This window comes from Streptomyces sp. NPDC001941 (assembly GCF_040296945.1).
Lineage (GTDB): Bacteria > Actinomycetota > Actinomycetes > Streptomycetales > Streptomycetaceae > Streptomyces.
Genome location: NZ_JBEOYE010000019.1, coordinates 82,556 through 94,330 on the forward strand (window position 1 = coordinate 82,556; position 11,775 = coordinate 94,330).

General features: G+C 75.9%; 11 protein-coding genes and 1 tRNA gene. 3 read left to right on the top strand and 9 right to left on the bottom strand.

Annotated elements, in window-relative coordinates; genetic code table 11:
- Window positions 1–120 precede the first annotated feature (120 nt).
- Both ABT160_RS15980 and ABT160_RS15985 read left to right on the top strand, forming a co-directional pair.
- The gene (locus ABT160_RS15980) at window positions 121–1,440 is read left to right on the top strand and encodes an aspartate aminotransferase family protein (protein WP_351647876.1); all 1,320 of its coding nucleotides are present in this window, start codon (window positions 121–123) and stop codon (window positions 1,438–1,440) included.
- A gap of 251 nt (window positions 1,441–1,691) precedes the next feature.
- Window positions 1,692–2,864 (top strand): winged helix DNA-binding domain-containing protein, encoded by a 1,173-nt coding sequence (locus ABT160_RS15985; protein WP_351647878.1) that lies wholly within the window; start codon window positions 1,692–1,694, stop codon window positions 2,862–2,864.
- A 58-nt stretch (window positions 2,865–2,922) separates the two neighbouring features.
- On the opposite strand, the gene ABT160_RS15990 is transcribed toward ABT160_RS15985, so the two are convergent.
- From ABT160_RS15990 to ABT160_RS16000, 3 genes are all read right to left on the bottom strand, one after another.
- Window positions 2,923–3,999: a glycosyl hydrolase family 18 protein gene (locus tag ABT160_RS15990; protein ID WP_351647880.1), complete on the bottom strand. Its 1,077-nt coding sequence runs from the start codon at window positions 3,997–3,999 to the stop codon at window positions 2,923–2,925.
- Between the two features lie 156 nt (window positions 4,000–4,155).
- Entirely contained in the window at window positions 4,156–6,462 is a 2,307-nt protein-coding gene (locus ABT160_RS15995; RefSeq protein ID WP_351647882.1) for a hypothetical protein, read from the bottom strand.
- Window positions 6,463–6,465: 3 nt separating this feature from the next.
- A tRNA-Leu gene (locus ABT160_RS16000) sits at window positions 6,466–6,537 on the bottom strand.
- A 193-nt stretch (window positions 6,538–6,730) separates the two neighbouring features.
- On the opposite strand from ABT160_RS16000, the gene ABT160_RS16005 reads away from it, so the two are divergent.
- Window positions 6,731–7,225: a GyrI-like domain-containing protein gene (locus ABT160_RS16005; protein ID WP_351647883.1), complete on the top strand. Its 495-nt coding sequence runs from the start codon at window positions 6,731–6,733 to the stop codon at window positions 7,223–7,225.
- Between the two features lie 91 nt (window positions 7,226–7,316).
- Here the strand turns inward: ABT160_RS16005 and ABT160_RS16010 are convergent, their stop codons facing one another.
- The 6 genes from ABT160_RS16010 to ABT160_RS16035 all read right to left on the bottom strand — a co-directional run bounded on the left by ABT160_RS16010 (window position 7,317) and on the right by ABT160_RS16035 (window position 11,693).
- The gene (locus ABT160_RS16010) at window positions 7,317–7,481 is read right to left on the bottom strand and encodes a thiocillin family RiPP (protein WP_351647885.1); all 165 of its coding nucleotides are present in this window, start codon (window positions 7,479–7,481) and stop codon (window positions 7,317–7,319) included.
- A 101-nt stretch (window positions 7,482–7,582) separates the two neighbouring features.
- Window positions 7,583–7,759, bottom strand: a complete 177-nt coding sequence (locus ABT160_RS16015) for a thiocillin family RiPP (RefSeq protein WP_351647887.1) — start codon at window positions 7,757–7,759, stop codon at window positions 7,583–7,585.
- 113 nt (window positions 7,760–7,872) lie between these two features.
- On the bottom strand, window positions 7,873–8,043 hold the full coding sequence (locus ABT160_RS16020; protein ID WP_351647889.1) for a thiocillin family RiPP: 171 nt from the start codon (window positions 8,041–8,043) through the stop codon (window positions 7,873–7,875).
- Window positions 8,044–8,095: 52 nt separating this feature from the next.
- Window positions 8,096–8,293 (bottom strand): thiocillin family RiPP, encoded by a 198-nt coding sequence (locus ABT160_RS16025; RefSeq protein ID WP_351647891.1) that lies wholly within the window; start codon window positions 8,291–8,293, stop codon window positions 8,096–8,098.
- Window positions 8,294–8,340: 47 nt separating this feature from the next.
- Entirely contained in the window at window positions 8,341–9,276 is a 936-nt protein-coding gene (locus ABT160_RS16030; RefSeq protein ID WP_351647893.1) for a lantibiotic dehydratase C-terminal domain-containing protein, read from the bottom strand.
- Window positions 9,273–11,693: a hypothetical protein gene (locus tag ABT160_RS16035; protein ID WP_351647895.1), complete on the bottom strand. Its 2,421-nt coding sequence runs from the start codon at window positions 11,691–11,693 to the stop codon at window positions 9,273–9,275. Before ABT160_RS16035 ends, ABT160_RS16030 begins: the two co-directional genes overlap by 4 nt.
- Window positions 11,694–11,775 lie beyond the last annotated feature (82 nt).

Sequence of the window (11,775 nt, forward strand, 5' to 3'; positions counted from 1 at the left end):
CGGACTCATCGCACTCCGCGTTCGAGTCTCGCACCGGGCCGCCCCGCCCGCCCCCGGGCCGCGAGCTCGGGACTTCCGGCACATGGACGCCCCGCGCGTGCGCCGCCTACCGTCGGGGCCATGACCTTCGCGAGCCCTGATCCGTTCTGGTCCCAGGCCGACAAGCACCTCGTCCGCTACGGCCCCGCCTTCACGCGCGAGATCGTCGAACGCGCCGAAGGCAGTTTCCTGTACACCGCCGGGGGCCGGAAGGTCCTGGACTTCACCTCCGGCCAGATGAGCTCCATCCTCGGCCACTCCCACCCGCGCATCGTGGAGACCGTCCAGCGCCAGGTGGCGAGCCTGGACCACCTCTACAGCGGCATGCTGAGCCGCCCGGTCGTCGACCTCGCGCGGCGCCTCGCCGAGACCCTGCCCGAGCCCCTGGAGAAGGTGCTCCTGCTCACCACCGGCGCCGAGTCCAACGAGGCCGCCATCCGGATGGCCAAGCTGGTCACCGGCAAGCACGAGATCGTGTCCTTCGCCCGGTCCTGGCACGGCATGACGCAGGCCGCCGCCTCCGCCACGTACAGCACCGGACGTAAGGGGTACGGCCCCGCCGCGCCCGGCAACCTCGCCATACCCGCCCCGCACCCCTTCCGTCCCGACTTCACCACCCCCGACGGCGGCCTCGACTGGCGGCGCCAGCTCGACTTCGGCTTCGACATGGTCGACGCCCAGTCCACCGGCAGCCTGGCCGCCTGCATCGTCGAGCCGATCCTCAGCTCCGGCGGGGTCATCGAACCGCCCGAGGGCTACTTCGCGGCACTGCGCGACAAGTGCCACGAGCGCGGCATGCTGCTGATCCTGGACGAGGCCCAGACGGGACTGTGCCGTACGGGCACGTGGTACGCGTTCGAGCGCGACGGCGTCGTGCCCGACGTCCTGACCCTCTCCAAGACCCTGGGCGGGGGACTGCCCCTCGCCGCCGTGGTGACCAGCGCCGCGATCGAGGAGGAGGCCCACGCGCGCGGCTTCCTGTTCTTCACCACGCACGTCTCGGACCCGCTGGTCGCCGCCGTCGGCAACACCGTCCTCGACGTGCTGGCCGAGGAACGGCTCGACGAGCGGGCGCGGGCACTCGGCGAGCACCTCCGGCGGGGCCTGCTCGACCTGGCCGACCGGCACGAGGCCGTCGTCGACGTCCGGGGCCGCGGCCTGCTCGTCGGCCTGGAGCTGGAGGCCGGCGGCGGTGCGGACGCCCGGGGCACCGACGAGCTCGGCGCCCGGGTCACCGCCCGCTGCCTGGAGCTGGGCCTGCACATGAACATCGTGCAGCTGCCCGGCATGGGCGGCGTCTTCCGGATCGCACCGCCGCTCACCGCCACGGAGGACGAGCTGGATCTCGGCCTGACGATCCTGGACAAGGCGATCGGGGACGCGACGGCCGCCGGAGGGTGACACGCCACCGGGGCGCCCGGGGGGCCGGTGACGCGGGGGCGGTGACACCAGGGCGCCGGAGGCCTCCGCCGGGGGCCGGTGACGGGGCCGTGCGCACGCGGCGACACCGAGGCGCCCGGCGCTGATGACGGCGCCGTGCGCACGCGCGTGCGCCGCCACCGTGCCTACACTGACGCGGCAGCCCTGCCAGGCCCACCCGACCTCCGAAGGGACGTGTACGGCGGTCCGGTCCCGGGTCCGCCGGCCCCGCCATGAACCACGCCCGTCCGCAGATCAGCGACGCACAGCGGCGCGCCGCACTCGTCACCCGGCACCTGCTCACCCCGCCCGCCCGCGCGGCCACCGCCGAACAGGTCGCCGACGCCCTGCTCGCGCTGCACGCCACCGACCCGTCCAGCGTCTACCTCAGCGTCGCCGCCCGCACCGCCGCGCCCTCGCCCGCCGACCTCGAACGCGCCCTGTACGACGAGCGCACCCTGCTGCGCATGCTCAGCATGCGGCGCACCATGTTCGTCGTCCCGCGCGCCCTCGCCCCCGTCGTCGACGCCTCCACCGCCCGCGCCGTCGCCGCCCGCGAGCGCAAGAACCTCCAGAAGGTCCTCGACGAGCAACTCGGCCACGACGCACGGTGGTTCGCGGCCACCGAACGGGACGTGCTGGCCGCGCTCACCGCACTCGGCGAGGCCACCGCCGCGCAGATCGCGGACGCCGTCCCCGCCCTGAAGGGCCAGATCACCATGGCCCCGGGCAAGCCGTACGAGACCAGGCCGCGCATCACCAGCCGCTTCCTGGGCGTCATGGCCGCCGAGGGCCGGATCCGGCGCGGCCGGCCCCTGGGCACCTGGGCCTCGTCCCAGTTCCGCTGGACCGTCGCCGAACCCCACCCCGAGCTCCCCGCCGACGACGCCAAGGCCGACCTCGCGGCCCGCTACCTGGGCGCCTTCGGGCCCGCCACCACCGAGGACCTGAAGTGGTGGACCGGCTGGACGGTCACCGACACCCGCAAGGCCCTGGCCCGCACCCCGGCCGTCGCCGTCGACCTCGCCTCGGGCCCCGGCCACGCCCTGCCGGACGACCTGGACCTCCCCGACGACGCCGCACCCGGCGCCGCGCTGCTCCCCGGGCTCGACCCCACGCCGATGGGCTGGCGCGGGCGCGACTGGTACCTCGACCCCGCCCACACCCCCGAACTCTTCGACACCAACGGCAACGTCGGGCCCACGGTGTGGTGGAGCGGCCGGGTCGTCGGCGGCTGGGCGCAACGCCCGGACGGGGAAGTCGTCGTGAGCCTGCTGACGGACCCCGGGCGCGAGGCCCGCGCCGCCGTCGACGCCGAAGTCGCCCGCCTGACCGACTACTTCGACGACATCCGGGTCCGCCCGAGCTTCCGCACCCCACTGGAGCGCAGGCTGTACGAGGGGTAGGCGCGCCGCGCAGGGCACCGCCCCCTTCGGCGTCAACGGCCGTCATCGACTACGGAGTTCATCGCTTGAGGGCGTCCCACATCGCGGGGTCCGAGCGGCCGTCCAGCGCCCACAGGGTCAGCTTGCGCACCCCGGCCCGGTCCGTCTCGCGCACCAGCGCGGCCAGGCTGCCCGCGTCCTCGTACCACACGACGCGCCGCGCACCCTTGTCGTCCCGGTAGCGCAGGTACGGGGTGCGGGACGCCGGGTCGACCCGGCGGGGCAGACCGAGGGCGCGGCGCCGCGCGTCCGCCCCGGCCCAGTCGGTGCTCCCCGCCCGCTTGTCCGGCGCGTCCAGGTTCCAGTCCCAGCCGTGCAGCGGCAGGGACATCTCCAGCTTGGCGAGCGGGACGCGGGCCGTCGCGTACCGCAGGATCGAGCGGTACCAGCCGGGCGTGGTCAGCGGACCGGGCGCGTCCAGCGGCCCGTGCAACTGGTAGCCCATGATCCGCAGCCGGTCCACGGACCGGCCGAGGCGGGCGTAGTCGAAGACCCGGTGCCACTCGCCGAGGGCCGTGGCTTGTTCGTCGTCGGCCGTGCGGTACATCACGGTGACCGTGCAGGTCTTGCGCACCGCGTGCAGCCGCTCGCACAACTCGGCGACGAACGTGGCGTACCCGGCGGCGAGCCGGTCGGCCTGGGCCGCGTCGGCCGCGGCGCTGAACCGCTCGTAGTCCAGGTCGAGTCCGTCGTACCCGGGACGGGACGCGATCCGCACCAGCGCGTCGACGTGCCGCCCGCGCGCGGCCGGATCGGCGAGCATCGCGTCCATCCCGGCGGCCTTCATGGTCTCGGTCACGGTCGGCACGACGCGCAGCCCGGCCTTCCGCAGCGCACGCACCACGGCCGGGTCCTCCGCGCCCTCGTGCGCCACGACCGTCGAGGGGCCGCTCGCGTCGTACCAGAACGGGCTGATCACCTCCATGTCCCGGGCGTGCCGCACCGCGTCGGCGAGCCCGGGCCCGGTCGTCCAGTACGGCAACCAGGCGGACACGGAGCGGTGCGGCGCCTCCGGCGGCGCCACCGACGCGCCGAGGAGGAGGGGGAGTGCCGCGCAGGCGAGGAGCGCGCGGAGCGGGCGGGATCCGGTTCTCATCCGGGCACCGTGCCACGTCCACCCTCGGGGCCCGCGGCGACGCGCCTCGGACCGGGTCCGGGATGCCTCGTACGAGGAACGCCGGGCCCGGCCAACGCAACCGGTGGGGCTCGTGTTCCCCGGCTACCGCATCCGGTGCCGCTCTGTGTGCCCCGGTCACCGCATCCAGTGGCGTTCCGTGGTCCATCCCGTCAGCCGCCGGGCCCGGCCGTCGTCGGCCGTGCCGTCAGGACCGAAGCGGCCCCCGGCCGCCACGAGCCGCAGCCCGTCCACCGCGGGCTCAAGGCGCACCCCCACGTGCCACGGATGGCGCGACACCTCTCCGTCCAGCCAGGACAGCACCCGATCCCGGGTGTCGTCCGGGCACAGTGACAGGTGGAACAGCATCTGCCGCCAGGCGTACGCCGCGTCCTTGATGGTCGCCAGCGGGCGCGGCTGGTGGTGCGCCTGGTCCGCGAGCCGGCACACTGCCGTGAAGCTGCGGCGCGCCAGCTCCTCCCAGCCCGGCTCCGGGGCGATCCCGACCCGGGACACCAGCAGCGCCAGGTTGTGCGTGGTGAGGATCTGCGACTGCTCGATCACCTTGCCGTTGGCCGCCACGGACCACGACGACGTGCGCCCGCCCGCCCGCTCGGCGCACAGGCGCGCGAACCCGGGCGAGGTCCGCACCCCGGGAGCGCCCCGGCCGGACGCCTCCGCCTCCGCGAGGGCGCGCACCGCCGCGTAGTCGATCCCGTAGTAGCGCTCGTAGAGCGAGCCGCCCAGCAACTCGGCTGCGACCACGGCGGCTTCGAGGAACTTCGGGGTGAAGGCCCCCTCGAAGATGTCCGCGGCCAGCTCCTCCACCAGTGGCGCGCGCAGACCCGCCTGCCGGGCCAGCGCGGACAGCTCCCGCACCAGCGGATTCGGCAGGATCGTCGCGGGGAACGCCCGCACGGCCAGCTCCCCGAGGTCGCGCAGCGCCACCAGCGAAGGGTCCGCCGCGCCCCGGCCGTCACCCGCCGGCGCGCGGTGCCCCGACACGGCGCGCACCCAGGGCAGTTCATCGACGCGCACCTGGTGCCGCAGGTCGAGCAGCAGCAGCGAACGGCGGTTGCGGAAGGCCCGGTAGTTCGCCGCCGCCAGCGTGCGCAGCGCCGGATCGGCGTACGACTCCGCGGTCGTCGCCGCGACCAGCTGGGGCACCAGCTCGGCGAGCACCTCCGCCGACGGGACGACCCCCCGCTCGACCAGCGTCGCCAGCGGAGCGCTCAGGGCGCCCTCCACCACCCGCCGCAGCACGTCCGGCACGACCGCCCCCGAGGCGACGCCCGTCTCGGCCTGCTCCCGGGCGGTCACCGGTCCGAGGACCGCGTCGACGTCGGACACGCCCACGTCCTGGCGGAGGTCCGCCAGGCGCCGCACCAGGACCCCCGCCAGCGCGTGGTGCGAGGGCAGGGCGGCCTGGCGGGCCTGGACGGCCCGCAGTGCGGTGTGCCCGGGCGAACCCGGCAGCCCCCGCTTGCGGACCATCGCCGACACGGCCGTCCTCAGCAGCCCGTACCGGCGCGCGTCGAGCTCGCGCCCGGACACGACCTCGTCCAGGCAGGAACGCAGGATGCCGAGGTTGCCCTTCGGGCCGCGCCGCCGCGCACAGCGCGTGTGTCGCGCGTCCAACTCGGCGTACGTGGCAAGGAGTTCACGCCCGCGCTCGCGCCAGGCCGCGTCCGGTGCCCGGCGCAGCGGCTCGCCGTCCTCGGCCGTCAGCAGCCAGTGGACCAGCAGTTCGTCCTCGAACGGCCGCCACACCGCCAGGGCCTCGCGCTGCGCCTCCACCGCCCCGTTCGGCTGCCGCGCGGCGAGCGCGGAGCCCGCGTCGGCGGCGGTGGCCCGGTGCACGGCCGTGCGGTCGGGGGCGGGCGCCTGCGCCGGGCGCGGCGTGAACCGCAGCCGGTCCGCGAACGGGGCCAGCTCCTCCACCAGTTCCGCCGCCGCCCCCACGTCCCCGGCCCGCACCAGCCAGGCCACGGTCAACAGCGCCGCCTCCTCCGGCAGCGCGGCCTCGTAGCGACCGCTGTCCAGCAGCCGCCACAGCCGCTCAAGGCCCGGACCGGTCAGGTGGTGCGCGAACAGCGCCGCCCGCGTCGCGGGCACACCGGCCTCGCGCGCGGCCGCGCTCTCGTACGGCAGCATCGGACCCTCCGCCTGCGCCCGCCCGGTCGCGAAGCCGCCGTGGACGACCTCGGGCGTGACCCAGGCGGGGAGACCGGCGACCGGGGTGCGCGACCCCACGGAGACGCGGCCCGACGTCATCCCGGCGAGCACGTCCCGCCAGCGCCGTGCCTTGTCCTCGGCGCGGCGTCGGGTGTCCGCGTCCTGGTGGCCGCGCGCGGTGGCGCACGCCTTGGCCAGCATGCCGAGCGCGTAGGAGGAGGCGGCGGGGGAAGTGGCCGTCGAGAGCTGCTGGTCAGCGTTGTTGTCCATAAGCCGACGTGGCAGGTTCCGCCCCTGCGCCCTCCGGGACCTGAGCCCGGCGCTCTGCTGCTGAGCTACACGTCGTCGCACGCCGACTGTAGGAACACGGCGGGGTCGCGCTCAAACGGTTTTGACGCCGGGACGCGTCCGTCACCGTGTCGCCCGCACGCCAATGTCCCGCACGCGAATGCCACGTACTCCGCCAGGCAGGGGGCATCGTGTGGGGGAGCGGTCCGCACCCGGGGCCGCCGTGACCCGTACCTCTGATGGGAGTGGCATGAGCAACCAGGGACCCGACCCCACGGGCGGCGCCGAGGAACCGCGACTGGTGCGGCTGGCACCGGCCACCACGGCGGTCGTCCGCGACGTCGTCGCCCCGGCCGAGCTGCGCGCCTTCTTCGACACGTCGTTCGGCGCCCTCGCCCGCACGCTCGCGTCCCAGCAACTCGCCGTCGCCGGACCGGCCTTCGGGCTCTACCACGGGGTGCCCGGCGAGAGCGTGGACCTGGAGGTCGGCTTCGTCACCGACCGGCCCGTCGCGGCCGAGGGCAGCGTCGTGCCCGGCTCGCTGCCCGGCGGCCGGGTCGCCCGCCTGACGCACCACGGCTCGTTCGACACCCTGGGCGCCTCCTGGGAGCGGCTGCGCGGGTGGATGCGCGAGCAGGGGCTGACAGCGGGGGAGGACCTCTGGGAGGTGTACGTCACCCAGCCCACCCCGGACATGGACCCGGCCGACCTGCGCACCGAGCTCAACTGGCCGGTCGCGGACTGAGATCCCGGCGGGCCGGGTCGCCCGCCGTCCCGTGACAGGCCGGGGCCCGGGAGCACGCGCGCGCTCCCGGGCCCCGGTGTCATGAGGTGCGTCAGCCGGCGCTTCCGGCCGTGCTGGTGCTGCTCAGCGAGCTCGCCGGGCAGGACGCGCTGCTGAACGTGCCCGCGCTGCCGACGCAGCCCGCGGCCGACTGGCTGTCGGGCAGGGCCTCCAGCTCGGGGGCCTCCAGCTCCAGGTTGAGGTCGAGGAAGTCCATGGGGTGCTCCGTTTCCCGGTAGTGGGGTTGCTCAGGGGTTTCTCGGTGATGGGGTGAGGAAGTGCGAGTCGGGTCAGTGGGGCCGGGTCAGGGCCGCCGGGTCAGTGCGAGCTGACCGAGGCGGCGCAGCCGTACGTCATCGCCGGGCAGGACGCCGAACCGATGCAGCTGGCGCTGCCCGCCGTGCCGCTCGCGGAGTGCGCGTCGGGGAGCGCCTCCAGCTCGGGAAGCTCCTGCTCCAGGCTGAGGTCCAGGTCCAGCTCGTGAAGGGTGTTCACGGTCGTCCTCCTGCACGTCGTGCGGATCGTGGTGTCGTACGGGTCTTGTTCCGTAGGGGTCGTGCTTCGTACGGGTCGTGTCGCGGGGCGGTGGGGTGTCGCCGCCGTCCGCGTCAGGCGGAGCTGGCCGAGCCCGCGGAGCCGAAGGTGCCCGCCGGGGTGGAGATGCTGCTCCCGGTGGACAGGCTCGCGGCCGTGGAACCCGCGGCGGAGTGCGCGTCGGGCAGCGGCTCCAGCTCGGGCAGCTCGTGCTCCAGGCGCAGGTCGAGGTCGGACGTGTTCATTGCGTTCCTCCGAGTCGTCGGGTGGGCGGGGTGGGGAAGGGTGACGGAACGGTCAGGCGGAGCTGGCCGAGCCCGCCGTGCCGAACGAGCCGGCCGGGGTGGAGAAGGAGCCGGCGCAGCCCACACAGCCGGCGCACGAGCCCGCGGACATGGCCTCGGGCAGCGGCTCCAGTTCGGGCGCCTCGGCGGACAGGTCGAGGTCCAGGACCTCGGGAAGGCCGTGCGCGGCGCTGAGCGCGGTCGGAGTCATGGGGGACTTCCTCTCTCGTCGTGTTGCGTCGTCGTGCGGGTGGGTGTTCACCGGCCCCGGGCCGGGGCCGGTCGCGGCGCCCCTTGCGGACACCGGGTCATGAGGGCCGCCACCGCTTCCTCCAGCGGCAGCAGGCCGAGTCGGTTGAAGGTCATGTGGACCTGCATCAGGAGCAGCCGGGAGGCGTTCGCCGACGGGTCCGCGTCCAGGGCGCGGCGCACCCCGGCGGCCATGTCCTCGCCCAGGCCGCGGGCCGCCGCACGCACGTCCGCGTCCGGGCCCGCCCCGAGGGCCGCCGCGCAGTCGGCGGCGAGGCCCAGCAGGCGCGGGTCCGGCGGCCCGTCCGGCGCCCGCCCGCTCCAGTAGGCGGTGTGCAGGGCGCGGAACCGCTCCTGGCGCGCGGCGTCGAGCAGCAGGTCCAGGCAGCGGTCCATCGCGTCCCGGGCGAGCACGGCCCGGTGGGGGTGGGCCAGGGCCGGGTCGGCGGCGGTCGCGGCGACGGCCCGGAGCGCGAAGTCGCTGCCGCGATCGAAGACCTGCTCCGCGACGCGCACGGCTGCGGGCGCCCCGTAGTAGTGGTGCTCGCGCCCGTACACCCCGAAGCCGAGCCGGCGGTGGCCGCCGACGGCCATCCAGGAGTCCGCCTCCGGGTGCAGCCGGCGCGGGCCGCCCGCGGGGACCGGTACGTCGGCCGTACGCGACCACAGGTCGCGGCCCACCGCGAACACGTCGTCGAGCACCTCCGGCGTGCCCCGGAAGCGCACCCGCAGGTGCGGGCCGCCCGCGTCGGCGTACCGGATGAAGAACCAGCCCGTCGCGCCCGCCCGCAGCGCGGCATCCCGCCAGGCGGGCACGAAGGAACACAGCAGTCGCTCGCCGTCGGAGTTCCCGGCGTGGTGCACGCGCGCGTACAGCCAGTCGTCGCCGGAGGAGGCGGGGGAGCCGGAGGAACCGGAGGAGACCGGAGAGTTCGGGTGCGTCATGAGTGGGTCCGGGAGGTGTCGGTCAGCGCGTAGTGCAGCAGGTGCTCGACGGCGCGGGGCGCCTCGCCGGGGCGTGGTTCCGGCAGGTCGGCCCGGGCCGGGAGGCACTCGGCGAACAGCAGGGGCGCGCCGTCGGCGGCCCCGGCCAGGCCCGCGAGGACCGCGAGTCCCTCCGGCGAGGCGAAGGCCAGCCACTGCGGCTTGCGCAGCCGGGCCCCGGCGCCGTGCACCTGGTGCGTGTCGGCCTTCACGAACACCTCGGCGGGCAGGCCAAGGGCGCGCCGCCACCGGTCGACGTGCTCGACGAAGGCGGCCACGGGCTCGTCCGGGCGGCGCCGCGGTACGTCGCCGGGGACCACCCGCCACGAGGCGCGGGCGGTCACCGTGCCGTCCTCGGTCCTGCGCGGCCCCGCACCGGGTAGCCGACCGGCCGCGGGGAGCGGCGGCAGGGTCCACGGGTCGGCCAGGACGGTGAGCACCCTGGGCGGCCCGGTGATCAGGTGCTGGGGCACCGTCCCGAGATAGGGAGCCGCCACCGGTACGCCGTCACCGTCGCGCAGTTCGAGGGCGTTGCGGGCCGGGTCGTGCACCAGGCGCAGCTCGTCGACGTCCAGGTGGGGCCCGGGGCGGCGGGGCCCCAGTGGCCAGCCGAGCGCGGGCAGCACCCCGGTGCTCGCCTCCTGGAGCGGATGGCAGTCCCAGGCGGGCACGAACGCGGCCAGCCGCCCGGCCTCGGGATACAACGCGCGCAGCCAGTCACGCAGTTCGCCGTCGAAGCCGTCGAAGTCCCGGTGGTTGCGGGCGACCAGCGAGCCCGTACCGCTCCCGACGCCGTTGACGACCACCAGTGGCCGGTCGGCGCCGGGCGCGTCCGACGGTCCCGTCGCCTGGCACAGCAGGCCCAGGCTCGGGCGGGCGCTGGAGCGCCCGGCGCCGACGGGGGGCCCGTCGGGCGCGCCGCGGAAGTCCAGCGGCCAGGCGCCCGAGGCCACGTCACGGCAGAACCCGTACACGTCGTCGCAGACCCCGCCGCGCCCGAAGCGCTCGACGAAGGCCGCCACCAGCGACTCGTACGCGGGCGAGAGCCGGGCCCGCGCGAGCGTCCGCTCCGCGTACCGGTCCAGCGCGGCCCTGTGCACAGGTTCCAACGGCCGTACGGGAGCGGTCGTCCGGTCCTCGTACACCGTCGGGACGACGGGCAGCGGCCAGCGGTCCGCGACGCCCAGCGCGCGCAGCGACGCGTCGAGTTCCGCGTCCAGGGCGTCCAGCAGCGCCGTGCGTTCCGCGGCGTCCGCGTCCGCGAGCGCCCGCAGGTGCCGTGCCGCCCGCGCCAGCGGGGCGGCGGCCGACCGGGCGGGCTCGGGCGCTCCGGCCAGTGCGTCGGCCAGCCAGTCGGGCAACTCCCGTTGCGGACAAGGGTCGACGAGGTCGGCCAAGCCGCTCTCCAGGAGCCGCGCCAGCCGTACGGAGGACAGCGTCCCCGGGTCGGGCAGTGGCCTTGTGAGGTCCGGCCGCTCCCGGGCGTCCGCCGCCTCCTCGAAGCTCCACACGTAGCCGTCGCCGGTCAGCAGGTGCGGGCTGCTGACGGTTCCCGAACGCAGGGAGCGGTTGGGCAGCCAGGCCAGCCGCTCGCGCACGCCCTCGTGCGGCGCGGCGGCGCGCAGCAGGGCCCGGGTGAGCAGGGGGTGGAGGGTGACACGGGCACCGGGTGCGCCGGGGTGGTGCGGGAGGGTGCGCGCCGGTTCGGCCAGGGACGACATGGGGGTGGGCTTGAGGGCGGCCCGCACGGCGTAGCGGTAGGCCGTCGCCGTCCGCTTGCGGCCCAGCGGGGCGTCACTCGGCGGGACGTGGCGCAGGAAGCCGGGGGAGACCACGGCGAGCGCGTCGGCGAGGGCGGGCTCGTCGAGCAGCGCGCGCAGGGCCGCCGCCTCGCGCAGCCGTGCCGCCTCCGCCTCCCGCGCGATCCGGGCGCGTGCCTCCCGTGCCTCGTGGGCGACCCGCAGCCACTGGTCGAGGAGCGCCAGCGCCTCGGGGCCGGCCACCCGGGCCGCCGCGTCCCGGGCCCGGTCGGGAACCTCGGCGGGATCCCCGGCGTGGGCGGCGCGCCGCCAGGCGAGGACCGCGCGACGGGTGCCCGCGTCGGCGAGGTGCGGCACGACCGCGTGCAGGGCGTCGCTCACCGGTGCTCCCAGCGCCGCGAGCCGGGACGCGAGGTCGTGGAGGGCGCCGAGGGCGTCGGCCACCGGGGTGGCGGCGAGCGGCTCCACCCGCGCGGCGGGGAGCCCGGCGACCCGGGCGAGGGTGGGGCCGTGCAGCAGGTGGAGCGGCCGAACGGGCTTGTCAGGGAGGGGAGTTGGGGTGATCGCCGGGGAGGGTGCTGCCGGGGCGGCGGTATGGGGGTCCGTCTTGTTCGGCACGGCGGTACGGGGGTCCGTCGTGCTCGCGACAGCGGAACGGGCGTCTACCGTGCTCGGCACAGCGGTACGGGAGTCCATCACG

What these genes read in the sequence shown, in the direction of transcription:
- ABT160_RS15980 (WP_351647876.1), top strand. Translation starts at nt 121, where the DNA reads ATGACCTTCGCGAGCCCTGATCCGTTCTGGTCCCAGGCCGACAAGCAC.
- ABT160_RS15985 (WP_351647878.1), top strand. Translation starts at nt 1,692, where the DNA reads ATGAACCACGCCCGTCCGCAGATCAGCGACGCACAGCGGCGCGCCGCA.
- ABT160_RS15990 (WP_351647880.1), bottom strand. Translation starts at nt 3,999, where the DNA reads ATGAGAACCGGATCCCGCCCGCTCCGCGCGCTCCTCGCCTGCGCGGCA.
- ABT160_RS15995 (WP_351647882.1), bottom strand. Translation starts at nt 6,462, where the DNA reads ATGGACAACAACGCTGACCAGCAGCTCTCGACGGCCACTTCCCCCGCC.
- ABT160_RS16005 (WP_351647883.1), top strand. Translation starts at nt 6,731, where the DNA reads ATGAGCAACCAGGGACCCGACCCCACGGGCGGCGCCGAGGAACCGCGA.
- ABT160_RS16010 (WP_351647885.1), bottom strand. Translation starts at nt 7,481, where the DNA reads ATGGACTTCCTCGACCTCAACCTGGAGCTGGAGGCCCCCGAGCTGGAG.
- ABT160_RS16020 (WP_351647889.1), bottom strand. Translation starts at nt 8,043, where the DNA reads ATGAACACGTCCGACCTCGACCTGCGCCTGGAGCACGAGCTGCCCGAG.
- ABT160_RS16025 (WP_351647891.1), bottom strand. Translation starts at nt 8,293, where the DNA reads ATGACTCCGACCGCGCTCAGCGCCGCGCACGGCCTTCCCGAGGTCCTG.
- ABT160_RS16030 (WP_351647893.1), bottom strand. Translation starts at nt 9,276, where the DNA reads ATGACGCACCCGAACTCTCCGGTCTCCTCCGGTTCCTCCGGCTCCCCC.